Annotated in this window: 23 protein-coding genes, 1 pseudogene and 1 other annotated feature (1 of these 25 running past the window's edge); all 24 genes and pseudogenes read left to right on the forward strand. The window is 42.3% G+C overall.

What is annotated here, in order from left to right; genetic code table 11:
• Positions 1-7 precede the first annotated feature (7 nt).
• On the forward strand, positions 8-982 hold the full coding sequence (gene rsmH, locus FFL34_RS16315; RefSeq protein ID WP_138604376.1) for a 16S rRNA (cytosine(1402)-N(4))-methyltransferase RsmH: 975 nt from the start codon (positions 8-10) through the stop codon (positions 980-982).
• 2 nt (positions 983-984) lie between these two features.
• The gene (gene ftsL / locus FFL34_RS16320; RefSeq protein ID WP_138604377.1) at positions 985-1,365 is read left to right on the forward strand and encodes a cell division protein FtsL; all 381 of its coding nucleotides are present in this window, start codon (positions 985-987) and stop codon (positions 1,363-1,365) included.
• 11 nt (positions 1,366-1,376) lie between these two features.
• Entirely contained in the window at positions 1,377-3,587 is a 2,211-nt protein-coding gene (locus FFL34_RS16325) for a penicillin-binding protein (RefSeq protein WP_138604378.1), read from the forward strand.
• Positions 3,588-3,754: 167 nt separating this feature from the next.
• The gene (locus tag FFL34_RS16330) at positions 3,755-5,689 is read left to right on the forward strand and encodes a stage V sporulation protein D (protein WP_138604379.1); all 1,935 of its coding nucleotides are present in this window, start codon (positions 3,755-3,757) and stop codon (positions 5,687-5,689) included.
• 306 nt (positions 5,690-5,995) lie between these two features.
• Positions 5,996-7,468 (forward strand): UDP-N-acetylmuramoyl-L-alanyl-D-glutamate--2,6-diaminopimelate ligase, encoded by a 1,473-nt coding sequence (locus FFL34_RS16335; protein ID WP_138604380.1) that lies wholly within the window; start codon positions 5,996-5,998, stop codon positions 7,466-7,468.
• A 94-nt stretch (positions 7,469-7,562) separates the two neighbouring features.
• Complete coding sequence (locus tag FFL34_RS16340; protein WP_138604381.1) at positions 7,563-8,933, forward strand: UDP-N-acetylmuramoyl-tripeptide--D-alanyl-D-alanine ligase; 1,371 nt, start codon at positions 7,563-7,565, stop codon at positions 8,931-8,933.
• 54 nt (positions 8,934-8,987) lie between these two features.
• On the forward strand, positions 8,988-9,953 hold the full coding sequence (mraY, locus tag FFL34_RS16345) for a phospho-N-acetylmuramoyl-pentapeptide-transferase (RefSeq protein WP_181954922.1): 966 nt from the start codon (positions 8,988-8,990) through the stop codon (positions 9,951-9,953).
• The gene (gene murD, locus FFL34_RS16350) at positions 9,950-11,296 is read left to right on the forward strand and encodes a UDP-N-acetylmuramoyl-L-alanine--D-glutamate ligase (RefSeq protein ID WP_171046419.1); all 1,347 of its coding nucleotides are present in this window, start codon (positions 9,950-9,952) and stop codon (positions 11,294-11,296) included. The genes mraY and murD overlap by 4 nt, the downstream gene beginning before the upstream one ends.
• 137 nt (positions 11,297-11,433) lie before the next feature.
• Positions 11,434-12,546: a stage V sporulation protein E gene (gene spoVE, locus FFL34_RS16355; RefSeq protein ID WP_138604384.1), complete on the forward strand. Its 1,113-nt coding sequence runs from the start codon at positions 11,434-11,436 to the stop codon at positions 12,544-12,546.
• Between the two features lie 149 nt (positions 12,547-12,695).
• Complete coding sequence (locus FFL34_RS16360) at positions 12,696-13,490, forward strand: cell division protein FtsQ/DivIB (RefSeq protein WP_138604385.1); 795 nt, start codon at positions 12,696-12,698, stop codon at positions 13,488-13,490.
• A gap of 200 nt (positions 13,491-13,690) precedes the next feature.
• Positions 13,691-14,974, forward strand: coding sequence for a cell division protein FtsA (gene ftsA / locus FFL34_RS16365; RefSeq protein ID WP_138604386.1), 1,284 nt, complete (start codon positions 13,691-13,693; stop codon positions 14,972-14,974).
• Between the two features lie 110 nt (positions 14,975-15,084).
• Entirely contained in the window at positions 15,085-16,242 is a 1,158-nt protein-coding gene (ftsZ, locus tag FFL34_RS16370; RefSeq protein WP_138604387.1) for a cell division protein FtsZ, read from the forward strand.
• Positions 16,243-16,497: 255 nt separating this feature from the next.
• On the forward strand, positions 16,498-17,193 hold the full coding sequence (locus FFL34_RS16375; RefSeq protein ID WP_138604388.1) for a hypothetical protein: 696 nt from the start codon (positions 16,498-16,500) through the stop codon (positions 17,191-17,193).
• A complete protein-coding gene (locus FFL34_RS16380; RefSeq protein WP_138604389.1) occupies positions 17,190-17,939 on the forward strand; it encodes a hypothetical protein in 750 nt (249 codons plus the stop codon). Before FFL34_RS16375 ends, FFL34_RS16380 begins: the two co-directional genes overlap by 4 nt.
• Positions 17,940-18,326: 387 nt before the next feature.
• On the forward strand, positions 18,327-19,247 hold the full coding sequence (gene spoIIGA / locus FFL34_RS16385; RefSeq protein ID WP_138604390.1) for a sigma-E processing peptidase SpoIIGA: 921 nt from the start codon (positions 18,327-18,329) through the stop codon (positions 19,245-19,247).
• 77 nt (positions 19,248-19,324) lie between these two features.
• Positions 19,325-20,044: an RNA polymerase sporulation sigma factor SigE gene (gene sigE, locus FFL34_RS16390; protein WP_138604391.1), complete on the forward strand. Its 720-nt coding sequence runs from the start codon at positions 19,325-19,327 to the stop codon at positions 20,042-20,044.
• 121 nt (positions 20,045-20,165) lie between these two features.
• Positions 20,166-20,945 carry an RNA polymerase sporulation sigma factor SigG gene (gene sigG, locus FFL34_RS16395; RefSeq protein WP_138604392.1) on the forward strand — a complete coding sequence of 260 codons (780 nt, stop codon included), beginning with the start codon at positions 20,166-20,168 and terminating at the stop codon, positions 20,943-20,945.
• Between the two features lie 155 nt (positions 20,946-21,100).
• On the forward strand, positions 21,101-21,373 hold the full coding sequence (locus FFL34_RS16400; protein WP_138604393.1) for a YlmC/YmxH family sporulation protein: 273 nt from the start codon (positions 21,101-21,103) through the stop codon (positions 21,371-21,373).
• Between the two features lie 89 nt (positions 21,374-21,462).
• A complete protein-coding gene (pgeF, locus tag FFL34_RS16405) occupies positions 21,463-22,272 on the forward strand; it encodes a peptidoglycan editing factor PgeF (RefSeq protein ID WP_138604394.1) in 810 nt (269 codons plus the stop codon).
• Between the two features lie 27 nt (positions 22,273-22,299).
• Positions 22,300-22,973: pseudogene (locus FFL34_RS16410) on the forward strand (YggS family pyridoxal phosphate-dependent enzyme).
• Positions 22,974-23,038: 65 nt separating this feature from the next.
• Positions 23,039-23,428: a cell division protein SepF gene (locus tag FFL34_RS16415; RefSeq protein WP_456085606.1), complete on the forward strand. Its 390-nt coding sequence runs from the start codon at positions 23,039-23,041 to the stop codon at positions 23,426-23,428.
• A gap of 6 nt (positions 23,429-23,434) precedes the next feature.
• Positions 23,435-23,698 carry a YggT family protein gene (locus FFL34_RS16420; protein WP_138604396.1) on the forward strand — a complete coding sequence of 88 codons (264 nt, stop codon included), beginning with the start codon at positions 23,435-23,437 and terminating at the stop codon, positions 23,696-23,698.
• A 9-nt stretch (positions 23,699-23,707) separates the two neighbouring features.
• Positions 23,708-24,484, forward strand: coding sequence for a YlmH family RNA-binding protein (locus tag FFL34_RS16425; RefSeq protein WP_138604397.1), 777 nt, complete (start codon positions 23,708-23,710; stop codon positions 24,482-24,484).
• Positions 24,485-24,595: 111 nt separating this feature from the next.
• Complete coding sequence (locus tag FFL34_RS16430) at positions 24,596-25,111, forward strand: DivIVA domain-containing protein (protein WP_138604398.1); 516 nt, start codon at positions 24,596-24,598, stop codon at positions 25,109-25,111.
• Between the two features lie 61 nt (positions 25,112-25,172).
• Positions 25,173-25,317: a binding site (T-box leader), on the forward strand (it continues 79 nt past the right edge of the window).

Below are 25,317 nucleotides of genomic sequence, written 5' to 3' on the forward strand. Positions count from 1 at the left end.
TGTGACCATGTTTAATCATTACAGTGTACTAAAAGATGAAGTGATAGAAGGACTGGCAATCAAATCTAATGGGACTTATGTAGACTGTACAGTCGGCGGCGGCGGACACTCAGAGCAGATTGCTTCTCGCCTTGGAGAGGATGGTTTGCTGATTGCGTTTGATCAGGATAGTGAAGCGCTTGATGCTGCAAAAAAACAGCTCAGTGCGTATGAAAATAGGACAATCTTTGTTCATGCAAACTTCCGCGAACTTGAAAAACAAATAGTACGCCAACAGGTGGGAAATGTCGACGGGATTTTATTTGATCTCGGTGTTTCCTCCCCGCAACTTGACCGTGGTGAACGAGGGTTTAGCTACCAGCATGATGCCGAGCTTGATATGCGCATGAACCAGGATCAAAAATTAACTGCCAAAGAGATTGTCAATGAATGGTCCTACCAGCAACTTATTAAATTATTTTTTCATTACGGTGAGGAAAAGTTTTCTAAGCAAATAGCCAGAAAAATTGAAGCAGAACGGAAAAAACAGTCGATTGATACGACCCATGAACTGGTCCACATCATCAAAGAAGCAATACCGGCTCCTGCACGAAGAAAGGGAGGGCATCCGGCAAAGCGTATTTTCCAGGCATTACGGATTGCTGTTAACGATGAATTGGCTGCATTTAACGATGCATTGCACCAGGCAGCACGAATGACAGGGGTTAATGGGAGAATTGCAGTCATCACGTTTCATTCACTAGAAGACAGGCTTTGTAAAAAAGCATTTAAAAAATGGGGTACAGCCAAACCAGTGCCGAGAAATTTACCGGTTATACCCGATGATCATAAGCCACCATTTCAATTAGTAAATAAAAAGCCGATATTGCCTAGTAATCAGGAACTCGATGCTAATCGCCGCTCACGATCAGCGAAACTGCGCATTGCAGAAAAAGTGCGTGAATGGGATGAAGGATTTACATATGAAGAAGGGTGGAATTAAGAGTGGATGGAAATGCAGCACGTAAATGGGAACAAGCGTATACATCATACATACCCAAGAAAGAAGAACAGACGTCAACAGTTACTGTTAAGCAAAAGCGCTGGATTACAAAAGGGGAAAAAGTCCTTTACTCCGCTATTGGATTTTTATTGATTGCGGCTTGCATTTATGTTGTTTCTTTTGCATCCGCAACCGATACCCTGAACAGGAAAGTAGAGTCATTGGAGCAATCAATACAGCAGCAGAAAGTCACTAATGAAGGGCTATTGTACGAGAAAAAGCAATTAAGCAGACCGGAGCGCATTACAAGAATTGCTAAGGAGAATGGTTTGAAGATCCAAGAATCCAAAGTAAAACAAGCCCAGGCATATAACAGTAATTAAGGCGGATTCGTATGAAAACAAACAAACGAACCTATTTGATGTCCAGTATCATGATTGTTTTGTTTGCTACCATATTTCTACTGATTGTCGGCCGGTTTTTATACATTCAAGCTACAGGTGAAATTGATAATGTTTCGCTGGAAAAATGGGCCGAAGAAAAGCGAACGACATCGTACACACTTGATTCTCAACGTGGAAAAATATATGGCAGAAATGGTATGACGCTGGCGTATGATCGGCCTGTTTACCGAATTCAGGCGATTGTCCGTGACTCGTATACGACTAACCCTGAGGATCCAAGGCATGTAAAGAATCCGGAGAAAACCGCAGAAAAGCTGGCTCCTTTGCTGGATACGGATAAAAACTATATATTAAGGCGACTAACAAAAGCCATCGAACAAGAGCGGTTTCAAGTTGAATTCGGAAATGCTGGTAAAGAACTTTCTCAACAAACAAAGGAAAGGATTGAAAAACTTGAACTTCCGGGGATCCGTTTTAAGGAAGAATCAATCCGTTACTATCCTAATGGAATGTTTGCAGCACATGTTATTGGATTTGCCCAGAAACAGGATGGACTCATTACCGGTAAGATGGGTATTGAGCAGGCGATGAACAAAAAGCTGAGCGGAAAAGATGGACATATTTCATATGAACAGGATCAATACGGTGATAAGCTTCTTGACCCGAATGAAATCATTGAAAAGCCTGAAAATGGAAATGATGTATATGTAACCATCGATCAAAAAATACAGACACTCCTTGAGGACGTTATGACACAAGTTGAGACTGAGTATAGTCCTGAGGGGATCACTGCAGCTGTTATGGACCCAAAGACCGGAGAAATATTGGCTATGAGTAATAGGCCAAGTTATAATCCGAATAAACTGGAAGACGTAGAAAATTGGAATAATGATATCATTTCCACCCCATTTGAGCCTGGTTCAACAATGAAGATGTTCACCTGGGCTGCTGCAATCGAAGAAGGGGTTTATAATGGAAATGAGCAGTTCCAATCTGGTACATATAAAATTAACGACCGTGTTAGAGGAGTAAACGACCATAACTGGGGAAAAGGTTGGGGGACAATCACATTTGATGAAGGTTTTGCCCGATCGTCAAATGTTGCCGCCTCCAGACTTGTTTGGGAAAAGATAGGAACAGAAGCGTACCTGAATTATTTAAAGGCATTCGATTTTGATGAAAAGACGGGAATCGAACTGCCGCGTGAACGAAAAGGAACCCTTGTCTATAATTACCCGCGTGACAAAATTACAACAGCGTTCGGTCAGGCGACCAGCCTCACCCCGATTCAGCAAATGAAGGCCGCAACCGCCATCGCAAATGACGGCAAAATGGTGAAGCCTTATGTCATTTCCAAAGTCGTTAATCCTGCTACCGGCGACGTGATTAAAGAGAAAAAACCGGAAGTGGTGGGCGAGCCCATTTCCAAGGAAACATCCGATCACGTGTTAAACCTCCTTGGTTCAGTTGTCTCCTCCGAACATGGAACAGGGAAAAAATATAAGCTTGCGGATTACTCTGTTGCCGGCAAAACCGGAACAGCACAAATCTATGAGGATGGTAGCTATTTAACCGGGTATGGTAACTATATCTATTCATTTCTCGGAATGGCACCAAAAGAGGATCCACGGCTAATGATGTATGTATCGGTCAAACAGCCTGATGTCGAAATAGGCGAAGAAAGCGGGTCAACCCCGGTAGCATTCATTTTCAAAAATGTGATGCAAAAAAGCTTGCATTATTTGGACATTGAACCTGACAAGGACACTAGTGAACAAGTAAATCCCATTGAGCTGCCGAAGCTCACAGGAAAAAATACTTCCTCTATCAAGCAAACCCTTAAAGAAAAAGGTCTGAATGTAACATTGATTGGCTCAGGTGATACGATTAAAGCTGCCAGTGCCGTGAAAGGGGAAGAGCTTCTTGAAGGGGATCGAATTATTCTTGTGACGAACAAACCAGTCATGCCGGATATAACAGGATGGTCAATGAGGGATGTACTTCAGCTGGCCAACCTGCTTGACTTGAAAGTAGAAACAATGGGTAATGGCTATGTGATCAAACAAAGTGTCACTAAAGGAACCCCTCTGAAGAAAAATGACTATCTGGGTGTCGAACTGGAACCACCTGAACCGATGCGGGAGCAAACAGAAGGAAATGATCACACCGAAACTGATGATGGAAGTGATGAACAAGCGTAAATAGCTATTGATAAGGCCACGTCACCTTCAAGCGGTTGACGTGGCCATTTTATCCCACATATGACTGGCAGTTGAAATTTCATGCTACCACAAAATAAACAGTGTTCTATTCTGTATTTGAAAAACATATAGTGGATACAAGCCAGCCTATGAAAAGGGGATGGAGAATGAAACGTGTATCTTCTGTCACTGTAAGAAAACGAATAGTTATTGTGTTTCTTTGTGGTTTGTTATTTTTTACAATAATCGATGCGAGGTTAGGTTATGTCCAGTTTTGGATAGGCGACGAATTGATGAAGCTGGCAGATGAATCTTGGAGTAGGGACATAACGTTTGAACCGGAGCGCGGAAAAATATTGGACAGGCATGGAGAGGTACTGGCGGAGAATGTATCCGCACCGTCTGTTATTGTTGTCCCAAGACAAATCAAAAATCCGCAGAAGACAGCCGCTGAAATGGCCGACATATTGGACATGTCGGAAAAGAAAGCATATCAGTATGTTACAAGGGATGCGGTGTATACACGCGTTCATCCGGAAGGCCGAAAGATTTCAGAAGAGCAGGAGAAAGCATTCCAGACGCTTAACTTGGATGGCGTCTACCTTGCCAAAGACTCCAAACGTCATTATCCATTTGGTGATTACCTGTCACATGTACTCGGCTTTGCAGGTATTGACAACCAGGGACTGATGGGGCTTGAACTTAATTATAATGATAAATTAAATGGGAAGGAGGGAAGTCTATCCTTTTATTCGGATGCAAAAGGACGGAAACTGGAACAGATTGCTGATGAGTATAAACCGCCGGAAGATGGATTGAACCTGAAAACGACCATTGATTCCAAAGTTCAGACGATTATGGAACGGGAGCTTGATCTTGCTGAAAGTAAATATAATCCGGATAATGCACTAGCAATCGCGGTCGACCCGGATAATGGCGGCGTTTTGGGGATGGCCACAAGGCCGAATTTTAACCCGGAAAATTATCAGCAAGTTGATCCAGATATATACAACCGTAATTTACCGATTTGGAAAACATATGAACCTGGATCCACTTTTAAAATCATCACATTGGCATCAGCCCTGGAAGAAAGCGTCGTTGACCTGAAGGAAGATGAATATAATGATGACGGTGCTATTTCAGTCGGTGGTACCCAGTTGCACTGCTGGAAGAGCGGCGGTCATGGAAATCAGACATACCTCGAAGTTGTCCAGAACTCATGTAACCCAGGCTTTGTGACATTAGGTGAAAAGCTAGGGAAAGAAAGGTTGTTCAGCTATATTAAAGAATTTGGTTTTGGACAGAAGACTGGCATTGACCTGCGGGGAGAAGGCAAAGGAATCCTGTTTGATGAGGAAGATGTCGGTCCAGTTGAGCTTGGGACAACATCGTTTGGGCAAGGTGTTTCGGTAACGCCGATCCAACAGGTGATGGCAGTTGCGGCGGCAGTGAATGGTGGGAAATTATATGAGCCACGCATTGCTAAAGAATGGATTGATCCGCAGACAGGGGACACAGTCGAAAAAATACAACCAAATTTAAAAGAAAATGTTCTCTCACAATCAACGTCCAAAGAAGTTCGCCAGGCATTGGAAAGTGTTGTCGCTAAGGGAACCGGTCGTTCAGCCTATGTTGATGGTTACCGTATAGGAGGAAAAACAGGTACCGCACAAAAAGTCGGTCCGGATGGCAATTACCTTGCGAATAATTACATCCTTTCGTTCATAGGATTTGCCCCGGCGGATGATCCGGAAATTGTTGTATATGTCGCCATCGATAATCCAAAAGGGACGGCACAGTTTGGCGGAGTTGTTACAGCACCGGTCGTAGGTACCATCATCCATGACAGTCTGCAAGTGATGGGGGTAGAACCGAGAGAAGGCGGGCTTGAGAAAGAGTACACATGGCCTGACAAACCAAAAGTTGAAGTGCCGGATTTAATAGGGAAAACAAAAAAGGAATTATCCGGATACTTAACGAATTTATCCGTTGAAACAAGTGGTTCAGGAAAGTATATCGTCAATCAGGCACCAAGTCCGGGTACAAAAATCGAACAAGGCAAAAAAATAAGAATTTATCTATCTGATAAAAATCCATCGTGAATGAAGTCGATGTTTGCTATAATGAACAAAGACGAACGTATTTCCGTTAATGGACGGTAAGACCCCCACATTAACCATTAAGGCAACGAAAAGTGATGAGTGGGGGGAACCGTCCCATTCACAGGGATCAAAGAAAACCGCTACCGATTGACGTTCGGGGGGCAACAGTTAGAAGCGTTTCAGGTTTGCTACAGTCAACCGTTTGAGTGGTGTGAAAGTTGCGTTACTAACCGGTGATGATTCACAAAGATTAATAGGATATCACACCCTTCTGGTAAGAGAAAAATGAAGAATAGGATGTTTGAAATGAAACTGAACAGTTTGCTTTCTGTTTTACCTTTTTATGATACATCAGAAACAATAACAGATATCGACATCAGCCATATAGAGGCCGACTCCAGAGAGGTGACAGCAGGGAGTCTGTTTGTATGTATTGAAGGATATACTGTTGACGGTCATGACTACATCAATCAGGCTATAGCGAATGGGGCAGTTGCAATTTTGGCAGAAAAAGATGTAGATACATCCGTGCCGGTGATTCGTGTCGCAAATACATCACGAGCGATGGCAGTTGTCGCAGCGGCTTTTTATGACCATCCGACAAAGCAGTTTCCGCTTATTGGGGTTACGGGAACCAATGGCAAAACAACGACGACCTACTTGCTGGAATCAATCCTGAATGAGTTCGATCAGAAAACAGGGTTGATTGGGACCATTCAAATGAAAATCGGACAGAATACATATCCGGTACAAAACACAACGCCTGATGCCTTGTTTTTGCAGCGGACATTTCAGCGTATGCATGCTGAACATGTTGATGCAGCAGTTATGGAAGTATCATCACATGCGCTTGATTTGGGGCGTGTGCATGGCTGTGATTTTGATATTGCGGTTTTTACGAATTTATCACAGGATCATCTTGATTACCATAAAGATATGAATGATTACTTGCACGCCAAGAGTCTTTTGTTTGCGCAGTTAGGGAATACTTATGATGAGACGCGCAAAAAATTCGCGGTCATCAATGACGACGACCTTGCCGCTGCCACCCTGAAAAAAAGCACTGCGCAGCACGTTATTACATATGGTTGTCAGTCATCTGCACAGGTAAGGGCAACGGATATCCATATGGAAGTGACAAAAACGACATTTACCATGGAAACACCAATTGGATCCATCCGGATAAACAGCAGTCTAATCGGGAAGTTCAATATTTATAACATGCTGGCAGCAGGGGCAGCCGCCATATGTGCCGGTGTGCCACTTTCCGTTATTCAACGCTCCCTGGAAAATATGAAAGGTGTAAGTGGAAGATTTGAACCAGTTGATGGCAGTGATGACTTTGCTGTCGTAGTGGACTATGCACATACACCAGACTCACTGGAAAATGTACTGGAAACGATTAATGGATTTGCCGAAAACAATGTCTATGTTGTTGTCGGCTGCGGCGGTGACCGTGATAAACAGAAACGGCCGTTAATGGCATCCATCGCTATGAAGTATGCTGACCATGCCATTTTTACATCAGATAACCCGCGTACAGAGGATCCGAATGCTATTTTAGATGATATGACTAGGGATTTATCAGGTACGGGTTATGACGTTATCGAAAGCCGTAAAGAAGCGATTAGTCATGCGGTTAGTCTAGCTGAGAAAGGCGATATTGTTCTGATTGCCGGAAAAGGACATGAAACATATCAGGAAATTAATCATACCAAATATGACTTTGATGACCGTGAAGTAGCAAAAGCCGCCATCAAGTCAGCGGCCGGGAACTAGGCAAAACTTATGCAACGCTTTGCTTAGTGGAAACGGCGGTCCATCAGACAGACCGGCTGATGAATGAATTGCTTGTCATGAAGGAGAGTCACTTATGTTGTTCACAACGGAATGGCTTACAACGATTTTTCCCGATTATCGGGGTGCGGCAAATGAACGGATCGCCATTAATGAAGTAGCGACAGACAGCCGAAAAACGATGCACCATTCCCTATTTGTTCCGTTGATTGGTGAAAAATTTGACGGTCACAATCATATTCAGGAAGCGATTAAACAGGGGGCAGCAGCAGCGTTATGGGATGCGGGAAAAGAACTGCCGGCGTTTCTGCCGGAAGATTTTCCGTTGTTCATTGTCAGGGACACGTTGCAGGCGCTGCAGACACTTGCAGCTGCTTACAGGAAAAAGGTAAATCCGGAGGTTATTGGCGTCACCGGCTCAAATGGGAAGACGACAACGAAAGATATGATAGCATCAGTTGCTGCATTATCATTCCGGACGCACCATACAAAAGGCAATTTAAATAATCAAATTGGTGTTCCGCTCACCATTTTATCCATGCCCGTGGAAACAGAAGTCCTCGTTGTAGAAATGGGTATGAACCATGCCGGTGAAATTAACGTACTATCTGAAATAGCGAGGCCGGACTATGGGGTCATTACGAATATTGGTGAATCCCATATTGAATATTTGGGTTCCAGAGAGGCGATTGCTAGCGCGAAATTGGAAATTACCAAAGGAATGCCAAAGGATGGCTGTTTAATCATCGATGGGGACGAGGCACTACTGAGGCAGGCATCTACGTGTGATTGTGTCATCACGTGCGGTTTTGACGCTAGTAATGATGTTGCTATAAACAATGTGAATCTGACAAATAACCACACAGCATTTCAGCTTAACGACGATGAGCAGCTATATACGATTCCACTTTTGGGTAGTCATCATGCATTGAATGCTGCTTTTGCTGTAACGGTAGCTGAACTGTTGAACATTAAAAAACGGGACGCCAAACAGGCACTTGCATCATTGGAATGGACCTCCATGCGGTTTGAATTACTAACCGGAAGAAATGGTTCATCTGTTATTAATGATGCTTATAATGCTTCACCGACATCCATGAAGGCGGCAATCAATGTTGTCAAACAGATGGAAGGATTTAAACGGAAAGTGCTTGTGCTTGGAGACATGTTTGAACTCGGCGAGCATGCAGAAACGCTTCACCGGTCTGTTGCTGCAAGTATTGACCAATCATTTGATGCTGTTTTCACATTAGGGAAGCATGCGGCAGAAATCACCTTAGCTGTCAATACTGAGGATAAGATTGACAGCAGGCATTTCACAACCAGAGAAACATTGCTCCGTGCTGTCGAAGCGTATACAAAGGAAGGCACACTCATTTTATTTAAAGCATCACGAGGAATGCAATTTGAATCACTGCTTGATCAAGTAATGAAACCATCAACATAATCGTGGACGGTCGCTGCAAGAGGAGGAGAAACAGTGAATTTATTTGTATTAGTCATGACAATTGCTATAGCCTTTTTAATAACCGTCCTTCTGTCCCCAATCTTCATTCCGTTTCTGAGACGTCTGAAGTTTGGACAAAGCATCCGTGATGAAGGTCCGCAGTCACATATCAAAAAAACCGGGACACCAACAATGGGCGGCGTCATGATTATTGTCAGTGTGGTCATAACGTCTTTGATCATGGTCAGCAAGTATAAGGCTGCCCCTGTCGGTTATGAATTGTGGCTATTGATTTTTGTATTAGTCGGTTATGGTTTGCTCGGGTTTCTGGATGATTTCATAAAAGTTGCTATGAAACGGAACCTCGGGCTGACTTCAAGACAAAAGATGCTTGGACAGGTACTTATCGCACTTATTTTCTATGCTATTTTACAGTATAACGATTTTGCGACCTATATTCAGATCCCTGGTACGTCTATTCAATGGGAACTGGGCTGGGGATATGCCATATTGATTGTGTTTATGCTTGTAGGCGCTTCTAATGCTGTGAATTTAACCGATGGACTGGATGGACTACTTGCAGGAACAGCTGCCATTGCATTTGGCGCGTTTGGCGTTCTGGCTTGGTATGGTATCCCACAAAATGACGTGACCATTTTTTCATTGGCGGCGGTCGGTGCATTGCTCGGCTTTCTAGTGTTCAATGCCCATCCGGCAAAAGTATTTATGGGGGATACGGGGTCGCTTTCCCTAGGTGGAGGCATCGCTGCTGTAGCCATCTTAACCAAACTTGAAGTCATTTTAGTGATTATTGGCGGTGTATTCGTCATTGAAACGTTATCCGTCATCATTCAGGTCATTTCATTTAAAACAACAGGTAAGCGAGTCTTTAAAATGAGCCCGCTGCATCATCATTACGAACTGCTTGGATGGTCCGAGTGGCGAGTAGTGACGACCTTTTGGCTGATGGGACTAATTTTTGCAGCGCTTGGTGTATATATAGAGGTGTGGTTAGTTTGAAGGCATTAGAAAAATTCCCTTATAGAAACGTGCTTGTATTAGGGCTTGCCAAAAGCGGAACGGCAGCGGCAAAGCTTTTACTGGAAGCTGGGAAAAAAGTTCGGGTGAATGATAAACAAGTAGCAGATAAAGCACTGCTTCATGAACTGCAATCACTAGGAGCGGAGATGATTACCGGTTCCCACCCTTTATCTGTACTTGATGATGTGGAAGTGATCATTAAGAACCCGGGAATACCATACGACAATCCCGTTCTGGCGGAAGCGGCAAAACGGGATATACCGATTTTGACAGAAATAGAGCTGGCAGGAATACTTGCGGGTAACGTTATTATTGGAATCACCGGTTCAAATGGCAAAACGACCACCACAACATTGATTGCTAACATGCTCAATCAAGGTGATCGTTCTGCAAAGGTTGCCGGGAATATCGGTGCTGTTGCAACAGAAGTAGCACAGACGCTTGAAGAAGATGAGCAATTGGTACTTGAATTATCATCCTTCCAATTAATGGGTGTTCCCACGTTTAAGCCAAGGATTGCTGTCCTTTTGAATATATTTGAGGCGCACCTTGATTACCATAAGACATTTGAAAATTACCGACAGGCGAAATGTAATATTTTCGCCAACCAGACGGCTGATGACCACCTGATTTATAATGCGGATGATCCGGTTGTGCAACGTTCTGTTACGGCTGCCAATTCTATCAAAATACCATTTTCAGTTACGGAACGTCTCGAAAACGGGGCGTGGGCAGACGAAACAGGTATCTACTTTGCGGACGAAAAAATCATGGATAAAGCCGACATCGTGCTTGTCGGGAAACATAATGTGGAAAACATACTAGCTGCAGTCTGTGCGGCTAAATTGAGTGGTGCTACAAACGAAGCTATTCGACAAGTTCTGATGACGTTTTCAGGTGTGAAGCATCGTTTACAGCATGTTGCAACGGTGAAGGGGCGCATGTTTTATAACGATTCGAAAGCGACAAATATGCTGGCTACACAGAAGGCCTTATCTGCATTCTCTAATCCGGTCATCCTGCTGGCGGGGGGACTTGACCGCGGCAATGAGTTTGATGATTTAAAGCCTTATTTGCGTGATGTGAAAGGGATTGTTCTCTTCGGTGAGACAAAAGAAAAACTACGACGTGTCGCCGTCGAAGCAGAGGTACCATCCATTCAGGTGGCCGACAATATGGATGAAGCTGTTAAACTAGCATATGGTCTATCGGAGCGCAAAGATGTTATTTTGCTGTCTCCGGCATGTGCAAGCTGGGATCAATACCGGACATTTGAAGAAAGAGGTGACATGTTTGAACGAGCTGTGCATACATTAATGTAGGGGCTTGTTTCAAACAGCGGCCGGATGTGGAACAGAAAGTAGAGTTCCTGTTTCAATTTGGATCGACTATGTTCATAACGGAGATGCTACAAAGAAACGATGCCCCTATTCCAACAATCCGGAACGGGGTGTTTTTTATGTCTCGGAAAAAAACTAGTATCAAATACGCACCTGATTATACGCTTTTAACTATTATATTGGCCTTACTTGTGATCGGTACAGTAATGGTTTACAGTTCTTCTTACGTGTGGGCGGAGTATAAGTATGCAGATCCGCATTTTTTTCTGAAGCGGCAACTCCTTTTTAGTGGTATAGGCACGATCGCAATGTTCTTTTTTATGACTATTCCATATACTACGTGGAAAAAGTACAGTAAGGTCATACTGCTGGCATGTTTTTTGCTGCTTTTAGTCGTTTTGATTCCCGGTATAGGGATGGAACGTGGCGGTGCACAAAGCTGGATTGGGGTCGGTGCATTCAGCATTCAACCATCAGAATTCATGAAGCTTGGATTGATTATCTTTTTGGCTGCTTATTTGACTGTCCAGCAAAAGTATATAACGTCTTTTAAAAAAGGTTTCTTCCCGTCGCTCATTTTAGTTTTTACCGCTTTCGGGCTTATTATGTTGCAACCGGATCTAGGTACGGGTGCTGTTTTAGTTGCTACTTGTATGGTAATGATTTATGCGGCCGGTGCAAGACTGCTACATTTTGCCGGTCTTATAGCCATTGGTATTATTGGATTTGCTGGATTGATCCTTTCCGCTCCATACCGCATTAGTCGGATTACAGCTTTTTTGAATCCTTGGGAAGACCCAACCGGGGATGGATTTCAAATTATCCAGTCGTTGTACGCAATTGGTCCAGGGGGGCTGATGGGACTCGGATTTGGGGAAAGTATCCAAAAGTACTTCTATCTGCCTGAACCACAGAATGATTTCATTTTTGCTATTCTAGGCGAGGAATTCGGATTTTTAGGTGGCACCTTTGTTATTGGACTATTTATTCTGTTATTCTGGAGGGGGTTAAAGGTAGCTTTGGAGGCACCGGATGCTTACGGACGGTTTTTAGCCCTTGGCATTGTATCTATGCTGACTATACAGGTGATGATGAATATTAGTGTTGTCATTGGCCTAATCCCCGTTACAGGTGTTACACTGCCGTTTTTGAGCTACGGTGGCTCGTCATTGACGCTGACACTATGCTCGGCTGGAATCCTATTGAATGTCAGTAGGTATGCCAAACTATAATTGGCTCTGCTGATATTCATAAACTGGAACAAGTTTACTACATATTACAAGACAATCTATGATATAATGGCGAGTAATAGAAACGGCATGAAACAATGCCGTTTTCATGCTTTGGCAGATTTAATTTTTGAAAAAGGAAGAAAATAGAAATGGGGAAAAAGAATGTTGTTTCCATTGAAGACCGTATACCTACACTGAAACAGGAGCGTAAAAAGAAGGCAAACCGCCGTCTAATAGTTTATCTTTCTATTTTTTTCTTTTTAATTTGTTTCATCGTTTACCTTCAGTCACCGTTGAGTGATGTACGGACCGTTGACATTGAAGGAAATTCATTTGTACCTGATGAGCAAGTGATTGAACAGAGTGGAATAGCAAAAGGAACAAACATATGGACTGTCAATAAAGAGGCAGTAAGTAAGGCTGTTGCCGAACATCCGGCAATAAGTGAGACTGACGTCAAGCGGCGCCTTCCCTGGACAATTGAGCTACATATAACAGAAGCCGACCATGTTGGTTATATTAAGCAGAACGATAATTATTACCCAATCCTCGGTAACGGAAAGATACTTACCAATCGAAAGCAATCTGAATTGAATGGAAGTGCTCCATTGCTTATTGGCTTCTCAAAAGAACCGGTTTTGCAGAATATGACGGATGAACTTGATAATCTATCCGAAAGCATCCGCAATCTGATATCAGAAATACATTGGAAGCCGAGTGATGGAGATAAGCATAAGATTCTGCTTTATATGAATGATGGTTATGCTGTAGACACAACACTCAGACAATTCGCTGATAAAATGAGTGTCTATCCGTCTATTGTTTCTCAGTTGGAATCAGATAACAAAGGGATTATACATATAGGTGTCGGTGCTTATTTTGAAGAATTTGGCAGTAACGAAGAAGAAAATGGTGCAATGGATGAAGCAGTAAATGAAAATTAAACAAAATAGAAAATAAAATGATGAAAAGAAAAGGATTTAGCCCATTTTGTGTAGAATTAACGAATATATATTTTCTTTTTTTAATTATTCCTTTAAAATAATGGATTATAGGCAATTAATAGAATGAAATAAAAACATCTGGTTCCAGGCTGAATGGAACAGGATCGAATCAGATGCTTTCGATCAGGAGGTGCCTTTCTTTGAACAACAGTGAAATACTAGTAAGTCTTGATATAGGTACATCAAAAATCAAAGTAATTATTGGCGAAGTTTTAAATGATAGCCTGAATATTATCGGGGTGGGTACAGCCCACTCAAACGGCATGAAGAAAGGTGCAATAGTGGACATTGATCAGACTGTCCAGTCCATTCGGAATGCAGTTGAGCAGGCTGAGCGTATGGTGGGCATGCAAATCGACAGTGTGGTTGTAGGAATTAATGGCAAACATATTCAATTGCAATCGTGCCATGGGGTTGTGGCAGTCCAAAGTGAGAATCGGGAAATTGATAATGAGGATATCCAGCGTGTCATCGATGGTGCACAGGTGGTCTCGATTCCGCCGGAGCGTGAAATCATTGATGTCATCCCGAAGCAATTCATTGTCGATGGATTGGATGAAATTAACGATCCGCGCGGGATGATTGGTGTACGACTGGAAATGGAAGGGACAATTATTACCTGTTCCAAAACCGTCTTACATAACATCCTGAAATGTGTGGAACGGGCTAATCTAAATGTATCGGACATATGTCTACAGCCACTTGCAGCAGGAACAGTAGCCTTATCGAAGGATGAGAAGAACCTTGGTGTTACGTTAATTGATATTGGCGGGGGTTCAACAACTGTATCTGTCTTTCAAAATGAGCATTTGGCAGCTACAAGTGTTGTACCGCTTGGTGGTGACAATATTACGAAAGATTTGTCGATTGGGCTCCGAACGTCAACAGAAGAGGCTGAAGATATCAAGTTGAATTATGGTCATGCATTTTATGATGATGCCCAGGAAGACGAAACCTTCAAGGTGTCTATCATAGGCAGCAATCACTCGGAAGTGTATAATCAGCTGCAAATTGCTGATATGATAGAGGCGCGACTTGAAGAAATTTACGCGTACGCTGAGCGGGAGATTCGCCGGATGGGATTCCAGCAATTACCAGGCGGTTACGTTCTGACAGGTGGTACAATGAAAATGCCAGGTGTTTTAGAATTGGCACAGGATTTATTCCAGTCCAATGTCCGTATAGCGATTCCCGACTATATAGGGGTGCGTGAACCGCAATTCGCTGCCGGCGTTGGTATCTTGCAATTTGCTTACCATAATGCGAAAATACAAGGAAAAGAATTATTACCTTCCGTTGCAGTGAATCAGGGTGAGGCCAAGCCGAAACGCACGAATAAGCCGGCAGATGCGGATGAACCGGCTAAAACAAAGAAGAAAAAAGAATCCGGTATCGCAAATTTGTTTAAATACTTCTTCGATTAGACAAAATGCCGATTTCCGGTGTACGATCCGAGGTTTTAACTTAACCGGACGAACGAAATAGTATTAGTATTCGAATACGTTGTAATCAGCATATTAGGAGGAACGGATGTATGTTAGAGTTTGATACGAACATGGACCAGCTGGCAACAATAAAAGTAATTGGCGTTGGTGGCGGCGGAAGTAATGCTGTCAACCGCATGATTGAACATGGTGTGGAAGGCGTTGAATTTATTGCTGTAAATACAGATTCACAGGCTCTTAATCTATCAAAAGCGGAAACAAAATTGCAAATTGGCGGAAAATTAACGCGCGGACTCGGTGCAGGTGCCAATCCGGAAGTAGGCCGAAAAGCCGCCGAAGAGAACAAGGAACAGATTGAGGAAGCCTTGCAGGGTGCCGACATGATTTTTGTCACTGCCGGTATGGGCGGGGGTACTGGAACAGGTGCTGCTCCGGTAATTGCCCAGACAGCAAAGGAACTTGGTGCACTAACTGTAGGTGTTGTAACTCGTCCGTTTACTTTTGAAGGAAAGCGGAGGTCCACACAGGCAGGAACAGGCATTGATGCATTGAAAACAAATGTTGATACGCTTATTGTCATTCCAAATGATCGGCTTCTGGAAATTGTTGATAAGAATACACCTATGTTGGAAGCGTTCCGTGAAGCCGACAATGTATTGCGCCAAGGTGTACAAGGCATTTCTGACTTGATTGCCAAGCCCGGCCTTATTAACGTGGATTTTGCTGACGTCAAGACGATTATGTTTGATAAAGGCTCCGCATTAATGGGGATTGGTATTGCAACTGGTGAAAACCGGGCATCAGAAGCAGCTAAAAAAGCGATTTCCTCCCCGTTACTGGAAACGTCAATCGATGGTGCCCATGGTGTCCTGATGAACATTACCGGCGGAACGAGTCTGAGCCTGTATGAAGTACAAGAAGCCGCCGACCTTGTGACTTCGGCTGCCGATCAGGAAGTAAACGTCATCTTTGGATCCGTTATTAACGAAAGCTTAAAAGACGAACTTATCGTAACGGTTATTGCAACCGGATTTGACGAGTCAAAGCAGGAAGAAAGTCAGCCACGGCAGCGCCCGGCTATCAGCCATAATCAATCTGCCGCAACGAGAACATCGGAAGAGCCGGTACGTGAACAAGCACAAACACAAACACAACCAAATCGTCCGAGTTCGAATCCTAGTCAGAACTCACAGGAGGACGAATTGGACATCCCTACATTTTTACGAAATCGCAACCGAAAACGATAAAGAAACGCATTCAGTGGAGGGACTTTGATCCTTTCACTGAATTTTTGTTTGCTTAAATTTCTGGGGTATTTCAATTACCCTGGGAAACGATGGTGGTTTACTACAACAATTATTACTAGATTTTTCCTAAACTAACAATTGGTGGGAGAGCAGGCTAAAACTGAGACGCCTCGTGCGCGTCGGCAGGCTAAGTTCGTCACGTCCTGTGCGTCAAAAGTCTCACTTGATGTAGTGTTTTATAAGGGGGAGAGTAGTGTGGTTGCGATTACGGCAAATATTCTGGGATGGTTGGGCGTAGCAATCATCTTTTATTTCACCTATAGGAAACAGAACAGAAAACCGGTGCTTTGGAAGGTTATTCTAGTTTTCATCATTGGGATGGTTTCCTTCTCTTTCAATTGGAACTTCCGCGGTGTCAAGATTGGACTCCCTGTTTTACCGTTGGGTGTTTGGATACTCCTGCTTGTGTTTCGAGTTAAGGGATATTCATGGCAAACGTACCGTAGTTTTGCATGGTTGGGGTTCATTTCAATGTTCATCTTTGTTGTCACAACGCTTTTAACGATTCCAGCGCAACAGGCTCTATTTCCAAAGGATGAACTTTCTACATATATGACGAATGTGGAAAATGCCTCTATTATAAAAACACATCCTTCAGCAGAGGAGCACGTACTGGATAAAGAGGGATTGGCAAAGCAAATAGGGAATATGGAACCTAAACCGATTCATAGTGAACAGTGGTATGGTGATATAGTTAGGGACAATCGTTCAGTCTACAAGGAAGAGAAGTTCCCCTATCAGCTGACTGGTGTACTGCCAAAATGGGGGAGTGGTGCAATGGCGATTATTTATGTGGAGAAAGATGGTAAAGGTTTACTTGTCACTACCCCGAAGAGTCAATACTATTACCGTTCTGACGACTCCCTGTTTAAGGAGGGGACGTATCGATGATGAAAAAAAGAACAGCGCTCATCACCATTGGTATAATGGTTCTGTTGTTATTGTCTCTATTCTTCATTTATCGATTTTATTTTGCCAAACCAAGTGCGTTTCCGCCTGACGAGCAATTGGCAGAGCAAATGAACAACGTCTTTCCAAAGGCAAATGTTGAAACCATCCAGGATACGATTAAACTTGATACAGAACATGTCTTTGTCCCTTTTCAATCCAGTGATAACCATTATGGCGCGAGTTATTGGATATGGGAAAGGAACGAATGGAAACCGGCGAAAATTGATACGTTGGGAAAACCGATGATTTGGAATATCGATAGCGAGAATCCTTCAGCGTCTCACATCGTGTGGAACCTTCATCCCAGTGACGGAATTAGCAAGGCAGATTTTTATTTGATACGGAAGCGGAGTTATTTTATTTCACGTGGTGAACATACCTATATTCCACGCATTCAAATGAAAGAGAGTGTGAATTTTGGGGAGGAGTCCTATGGTGTCTTAGCGCTTCCCGATGATTGGCGTTCGTTTATGACAGAAACGACTGAAATGGCCTCTGAACAAAAACTAAACACGGCGTTTACCAATATTTTGACAGACAAGAATATATTCATAGGATGGATGCCATTAAATGATCATCATAAAGTAACCTATCCCGAGCACTCAGTTAATGGAAATTCATTTAATCATTCCTATATCGATATTGGTTTTGTAGGAATGGTAGATAAAGATGAACTGGAGAAGTAATTACTTTTTAACTTAAGGGGGGAGGGAGACCTATTTATCGCGCGTATAACCGGCGAATGCAGGCCTCCCTCGCTTTAAGCCTAAGTTGAATAAGTAAGGGCACTCCTCGGCTAATCATAACGCAAACTATCCTTAAGAAAACAACTGGCTCTGCGTGCGATGTGTCGCTGTCATAACCTTCTTTAATCTGTCACCGAAGCCCCTCACTGATTGAAGCCCACTTTATTTTTGCGAGCATCATGGCCGCTGCAGAAAATATCTCCGACAAAGTCCCTGATAAGCAGATAAAATTAGCCCCTCTTATCCTACATAAATTGACAGACTTTGCTGTCCAATCCCGATATACTTTTCTGTAAAGGATTTTAGTTACAGGAAAGGAAGAACAATGTGACCATTTATCTTGATGCTGTCTGGCTTTTAAATTTCCTTTTAGATTTAATGCTTTTAATGCTTACACAGGCACTTGCAAAAGACAGCACAAGACGCTTGAGAATTATTTTTGGTGCGTTTATTGCTTCATTGCTTGTCCCGCTGTCCATTTATTATCCTGATACCGTTTTTACCAGCTTATTAGGGAAGCTGCTATTTTCAGTCATCATTATCTTATGCGCGTTCCGATTTTTTTCAATCTATCGGATGTTTAAATTGCTTCTCCTGTTTTATTTTGTAACTTTTGCCATAGGAGGAGGATTGATAGCGACACAATTTGTTTTGCAAAACCCGGTTAGTCTATCTGAAAATGGCGTACTTACGTTTAACAGTGGATATGGGGATCCAGTGAGCTGGTTGTTTATTGTCATTGGTTTTCCGCTCGTCTGGTATTTCACAAAGAACCGTATGGACAAGCATGCATCGGAAAAAATCCGTTATGATCAGCTGTATTCGGTCACCATTCAAATTGCAAATAGTAAATATGCAACGAAGGCGTATATTGATAGTGGCAACCAGCTGGTAGACCCATTAACAAAGAAGCCAGTTATTATTTGTGATGAACATTTTTTAAAACAATGGTTTACTGAAAATGAGTGGAACTTGCTGAAGGCGGCCCATGCTGATCTGGATTTCGAAAAACTTCCGGCTAGTTGGGAAAGCCGCATCCAGATTGTTCCTTTTCAAGGTGTTGAAGGTAATCGTACATTTATGATGGCAATTAAACCGGACAATCTTACTGTTGTTTATAATGATGCAGAAATCGTCACCCAAAAAGTGTTAATAGGTATTCAATTTGCAGAACTAACAAAAGACCAAACGTATCACTGTCTGCTGCATCCGCAAATAATCAAAATGGCAGCGGCTGCGTCTGCTTGATTGAGATTACTGTATGACAGGAAACGATGGCTTATACTGCCATTGCTTGTAAAAATAGTGAAAGGGAGCGACTTAATTTGAAATTACTAAGACTTCGACTGCGTTTATGGTGGTATAAATTATTATTCAAACTGGGTCTCAAAACAGATGAAATTTATTACATAGGTGGAAGTGAAGCACTCCCGCCACCATTGTCAAAAGAAGAGGAGCAGCGGTTGCTGGAATTGCTTTCTAAAGGGGACAAATCGGCCAGAGCTATGCTTATCGAACGAAATCTGCGCTTGGTCGTTTATATTGCACGGAAGTTTGAAAATACCGGCATAAATATTGAAGACCTTATCAGCATTGGTACTATCGGACTAATCAAGGCTGTGAATACGTTTAATCCTGAAAAGAAAATTAAACTTGCAACCTATGCATCAAGATGTATTGAAAATGAAATACTAATGTACTTACGAAGAAACAATAAGTTAAAATCAGAAATATCTTTTGATGAGCCACTAAATATTGATCTGGATGGAAATGAATTACTTCTATCCGACGTAATGGGGACCGAAGAAGATGTGACAACGAGAGATATGGAAACAAAGGTTGATAAACATCTCCTAAAAGACGCGCTTTCTCAGTTGAATCCGCGGGAAAAGCAAATTATGGAATTGCGATTTGGTCTGGCCGGTGAGGAAGAAAAGACACAAAAAGATGTAGCCGATATGCTAGGTATCTCCCAATCATACATTTCCCGACTAGAGAAGAAAATCATCCGCCGGCTGCAAAAAGAATTTAATAAAATGGTCTGACGTACGCTCGCGTGAAGTCAAGCCGGTTCCAGACAAGCTGTAACCGAGAAGTGCCTGCATAAAAACCCTCCTATGGGGAGATACTGTCCATGAACAGCATCTCCAACCGGGAGGGTAGAATATGACAAAACATAAAGTTGAGATTTGCGGAGTTGATACGTCAACTTTACCAGTACTAAAAAACGATGAAATGCGAGCATTATTTAAACGAATGCATGAAGGTGATTTACAAGCACGCGAAGAACTGGTTAATGGCAATTTGCGGCTTGTATTGAGTGTTATTCAGCGATTTAATAACCGTGGTGAATACGGTGATGATTTATTTCAAATAGGCTGTATTGGACTTTTGAAATCAATCGATAATTTTGATTTAGGACATAATGTACGGTTTTCCACGTATGCTGTTCCAATGATTATAGGCGAGATTAGACGATATTTACGTGACAATAATCCAATCAGAGTGTCACGGTCATTACGAGATACTGCCTATAAAGCACTTCAGGTTCGAGAACAACTAATTAATGAGACTTCAAAAGAACCGACAGCAATGGAGATTGCCGAAAAAATGGGTGTACCACACTCGGATATTGTATTTGCGCTTGACGCTATACAGGATCCAGTATCCTTATTTGAACCAATTTATAATGATGGCGGAGATCCGATTTATGTCATGGACCAGTTGAGTGATGAAAAAGAAACGGATTCTTCGTGGGCTGACAAGCTGTCACTTAAAGAAGGAATGTATCAATTAGAAGAACGGGAAAAATCTATATTAAATAAACGCTTCTTTCAAGGCATGACCCAAATGGAAGTGGCAGATGAAATTGGCATATCTCAGGCACAAGTCTCCCGTCTTGAAAAAGCGGCAATTCATCAGATGAATAAAGAAATGTTTGAATAAATATTGTGCTTGCCGCACTTATTGACCAAAATAAAATAACTAACAGTACAATCGGCGCCAGCTATTAAACGGCGCCGATTTTTATATGGTGTTATGCTGTAATAATATTTTCGGCCTTATCCTGCATATGATGGGAATAAGGCAGGTGAGTTCAAGTGATAACATTATCGGAGTTGCAAATAAAAGAAGTTATCGTTCGGGATGATGGCAGACGGCTAGGACATATTGCCGATTTGGAAATAGACGGTGATAGTGGAAGGATTAAGGCGATTGTTATTTATGTTAAAGATAAAAAGGCAGGCTTTTTCGGTAAAACAGACGAATTGATTATCCCATGGAATCATATAGAAGTAATCGGATCAGATATCATTTTGGTGCGTGATGTAAAAACACCTTCTCTTTACCCGGAGCAGCATATCCATTATTGACATTGATAGAAGTATCAGCAGACAGGATTGACTGCCTGTAACGTTCAAGTGTGGTAGAATGAAGGAAGAAAAGAGCAGGAGGTACCTTTATGACTGAACCATTCCAGCCACTGACTGAATCCATATTGACATTAAACAAATGGCAGGCAATGAGCCCGGGATTAAAAGCTGGTTTTACAACGAGAAAGGAAGGTGTTAGTGCTGATCCTTTTCATTCGCTAAACCTCGGTCTCCATGTATCCGATAGTAAAAGAGATGTGCTCACCAATAGAAAAAAGCTTGGTGAATCAATCGGTTTTCCGTTATCAACATGGGTATCGGGAGAACAGACACACAGTACAAATGTGCATACGGTAACCATTGAGGATAAAGGAAAGGGGGCAACAGCCTATGAACATTCACTAGCATGTACTGATGGACTGATTACAAATGTTAACGGTTTATTGTGTACCGCTTTTTTTGCAGACTGTGTCCCTATCTTTTTCCTTGACCCCGTATCTAGATATATCGGCATCGCGCATGCGGGCTGGAAAGGTACCGTTAACGGCATAGGTGAAAACATGATTGAAGCGTTTAAGGTTGTGGGTACAAACACTGAAAATTTATATGTGACGATAGGACCTAGTATTTCCGGTGAGTTTTACGAGGTTGATGAACATGTAATCCGGTATATTCCACGTGATTTTCACAAAAAAGTCGTTACTCCCAAAGCCAATGGCCGTTTTTTACTCGATTTAAAACAATTAAATTCAGAAATCCTTTTACATCATGGTGTCTTACGTCGTAATATAGATATGACAGATTATTGCACATTCCGTGATGAGTCACTATTTTTCTCGCATCGCCGAGATAATGGCAAAACGGGGAGGATGTTAGGTTATATTGGATTTGAAAATTGATTATCAAGGGGAGGGCAATGGGTTAAAATGGATGTAGCAACTAATTTGGAACGCATTAATCAAAATATTAGGCAAGCGTGTGAAAACAGCGGCAGAAATCCTGCAGAAATAACGGTAATAGGTGTTACGAAATATGTTACAATAGAGCGAGCAAAAGAAGCGATAAACGCCGGGATCGCGAATCTTGGCGAAAATCGACTGGAAGGCTTTCTAGAGAAATATGAATACATACAAGATGATGCATCATGGCATTTCATTGGTACATTGCAATCACGAAAGGTCAAGGATATTATAGACAAAGTTGATGTGATTCACTCACTTGACCGAATGTCACTTGCTAAGGAATTGAATAAACGCTCCTCTCGCCCTGTTGACTGTTTTGTACAGGTGAATGTAAGTGGTGAAGAATCTAAACATGGTATTGGCGCCGACGATGCTGTCTCCTTTATTAAGGAGCTGAAACAATATCCGAATATCCAGGTTGTCGGATTGATGACGATGGCACCGCACATTGATGATGAAGCCTATTTGCGCAATATTTTCAGGAAGCTGGCATCATTACGGGAGGCGGTAAAGGCTGAACAGTTGCAGCATGCCCCGTGTAATTATTTATCAATGGGGATGACGAATGATTATAAAATTGCGATGAAGAGGGAGCGACACATATCCGTATTGGATCAGCACTAGTTGGTCCCCAATAAGCGAGGTGAAGATAATGAGTGTGATGAACAAATTAAAAACATTTTTCACAGTAGACGAGGAAGAGATGTACGTTGACCAGGGTGCAGATAACGATATGCCTGATGCTAGGTCCGGATTCGAGCAAAAACGGAGCGGCGAAAATGTTGTTAATTTAACAAGTATCCAGCAGCAGTCATCGAAAGTTGTATTATATGAGCCGCGCAATTACAATGAAGCACAGGAGATTGCCGACAATGTGGTGAATAGACGGGCCGTAGTCATTAATTTGCATCGTGTCGATCACCAGCAGGCGAAACGCATTGTCGACTTTTTAAGCGGAACCGTGTATGCCGTGAATGGAGACATTCAGAAACTTGGTTCCGGGACATTTTTATGTACACCGGAAAATGTGGATGTTTCGGGAAGTATAACTAATACATTAACAGAAGAAGACGAATCTTATAAAGGATGGTAACAGCGTATGGGAACACTATTTGTTTTATTGTCCGGGGCATTGCAACTGTACAGCTTTGCGCTAATTATTTATATTTTCATGTCCTGGTTCCCCGGGGCACGTGAATCAGCATTCGGGAGTTTTTTAACGAAAATATGCGAACCGTATCTTGAACCATTCCGGAAGATCATACCACCACTAGGCATGATTGATTTTTCCCCGATTGTCGCTATTATGGTTCTTTATTTTGCCAGAATGTATGGTGTCCCGGTTCTATTCAACTGGTTCTAGGTGGTTGCGATGGATATATACCAGCATTTCAGAAAAGAAGAGCAGCCATTCATTGACCATGCCTTGTCTTGGATAAGGGATGTGGAGATGACGTATCAGCCAAAGCTTACTGATTTTTTGGATCCGAGGGAACAGCAGATTGTTGACATGCTTGCCGGGACAAGTCTTGAGGATTTACAGGTCTGCACATATGGAGGAAGTCCAGCAGCCGAACGGAAACGGGTCATGATTGCACCAATGTATGAAACCATTACGGAAGATTCGTTCCACTTGGCTTTATTGCAGGCTTCCTACCATAATAAGTTTATTTCCATTACACACCGTGACGTAATGGGCGCATTCTTATCACTCGGTGTCAAACGGAAAAAACTGGGCGATATTACTGTGGCGGATGGACAGGTGCAAATGATCACAACGGATGAAATTGCTATGTATATACGGTTGAATCTTACAGCCATCAAAAAAGCGAGCATCAGCCTGGAAGAAAAGCCGCTTTCAGCAATCATAGAAAGTGAAACGACTTGGGTGCCATCCGATTATATTGTGTCTTCATTGCGACTGGATACCGTTTTGAAATCCATCTACAAATTATCCAGAAAACATGCAGCTGAAATGATTACAAAAGGTTTGGTAAAGGTGAATCATAAGGTTGCCGACGACAAAAAATTCACCCTTGAAGAAGGTGATATACTTTCACTGCGGGGAAAAGGCAGAAGCAAGCTAGTGCGTATCAACGGGTACACGAAGAAAGATAATATAAGTATAACTGCCGCTGTATTAAAATAATTCGGCACATGATGCAGGATTTTTGGATTTAGTGTCGAAAAAGATAATATGCTGCACTAATTGACTTATATGATGATGATTGTAACTGATAAATATAAGGAGGTGGTTTGTGTGTCATTATCACCGCTTGACATTCACAACAAAGAGTTCACACGAAGTTTTCGCGGCTATGACGAAGATGAGGTCAACGAATTTCTTGATCAGATTATTAAAGATTATGAAATGACTATTCGTGAAAAGAAAGAATTACAGGAACAGGTTGAACAACTGAACGAGAAACTGTCCCACTTCACCAATATCGAAAACACACTGAACAATTCCATTTTAATCGCCCAAGAAACGGCTGAAGAATTGAAGGGAAATGCACAGAAGGAATCGAAACTGATTATCAAAGAAGCAGAGAAAAATGCTGACCGGATTGTAAATGAGGCGCTAAATAAATCACGTAAAATTGAAGTGGACGTGGAGGAACTGAAAAAACAGGCAAAAGTTTTTCGTACCCGTCTAAGAATGCTTGTGGAAGCCCAGTTGGAAGTGATTAATACCAACGATTGGGAAGATTTATTTGATGAGGAAATGGAAGAAGAGCAGGAAGAAACACACGAATATGCCGACAGTAATGCTTAAACCTTGACGTTCCTTGGAATTTTACATATAATGCATAATCATAAAGGTTCAATTGAATATATTGATTATGATGACGGAGACAGTATGAATGCCGCCACTGCCCAGCGAATCAGGGATGGTGAAAGCCTGATACAGCAAGGCACTTCAGAAGATCACTCCCGAGTATCCATTTTGAATACGAGTAGAAATGGACGGTTCATTCCCGT

Source organism: Lentibacillus cibarius (genome assembly GCF_005887555.1).
GTDB classification, from domain to species: domain Bacteria; phylum Bacillota; class Bacilli; order Bacillales; family Amphibacillaceae; genus Lentibacillus; species Lentibacillus cibarius.

Coding starts and splice junctions, on each gene's coding strand:
- rsmH (WP_138604376.1), top strand. CDS start 8: ATGTTTAATCATTACAGTGTACTAAAAGATGAAGTGATAGAAGGACTG.
- FFL34_RS16325 (WP_138604378.1), top strand. CDS start 1,377: ATGAAAACAAACAAACGAACCTATTTGATGTCCAGTATCATGATTGTT.
- FFL34_RS16330 (WP_138604379.1), top strand. CDS start 3,755: ATGAAACGTGTATCTTCTGTCACTGTAAGAAAACGAATAGTTATTGTG.
- FFL34_RS16335 (WP_138604380.1), top strand. CDS start 5,996: ATGAAACTGAACAGTTTGCTTTCTGTTTTACCTTTTTATGATACATCA.
- FFL34_RS16340 (WP_138604381.1), top strand. CDS start 7,563: ATGTTGTTCACAACGGAATGGCTTACAACGATTTTTCCCGATTATCGG.
- mraY (WP_181954922.1), top strand. CDS start 8,988: ATGACAATTGCTATAGCCTTTTTAATAACCGTCCTTCTGTCCCCAATC.
- spoVE (WP_138604384.1), top strand. CDS start 11,434: ATGTCTCGGAAAAAAACTAGTATCAAATACGCACCTGATTATACGCTT.
- FFL34_RS16360 (WP_138604385.1), top strand. CDS start 12,696: ATGGGGAAAAAGAATGTTGTTTCCATTGAAGACCGTATACCTACACTG.
- ftsZ (WP_138604387.1), top strand. CDS start 15,085: ATGTTAGAGTTTGATACGAACATGGACCAGCTGGCAACAATAAAAGTA.
- FFL34_RS16380 (WP_138604389.1), top strand. CDS start 17,190: ATGATGAAAAAAAGAACAGCGCTCATCACCATTGGTATAATGGTTCTG.
- sigG (WP_138604392.1), top strand. CDS start 20,166: ATGACAAAACATAAAGTTGAGATTTGCGGAGTTGATACGTCAACTTTA.
- pgeF (WP_138604394.1), top strand. CDS start 21,463: ATGACTGAACCATTCCAGCCACTGACTGAATCCATATTGACATTAAAC.
- FFL34_RS16415 (WP_456085606.1), top strand. CDS start 23,039: ATGTACGTTGACCAGGGTGCAGATAACGATATGCCTGATGCTAGGTCC.
- FFL34_RS16420 (WP_138604396.1), top strand. CDS start 23,435: ATGGGAACACTATTTGTTTTATTGTCCGGGGCATTGCAACTGTACAGC.
- FFL34_RS16425 (WP_138604397.1), top strand. CDS start 23,708: ATGGATATATACCAGCATTTCAGAAAAGAAGAGCAGCCATTCATTGAC.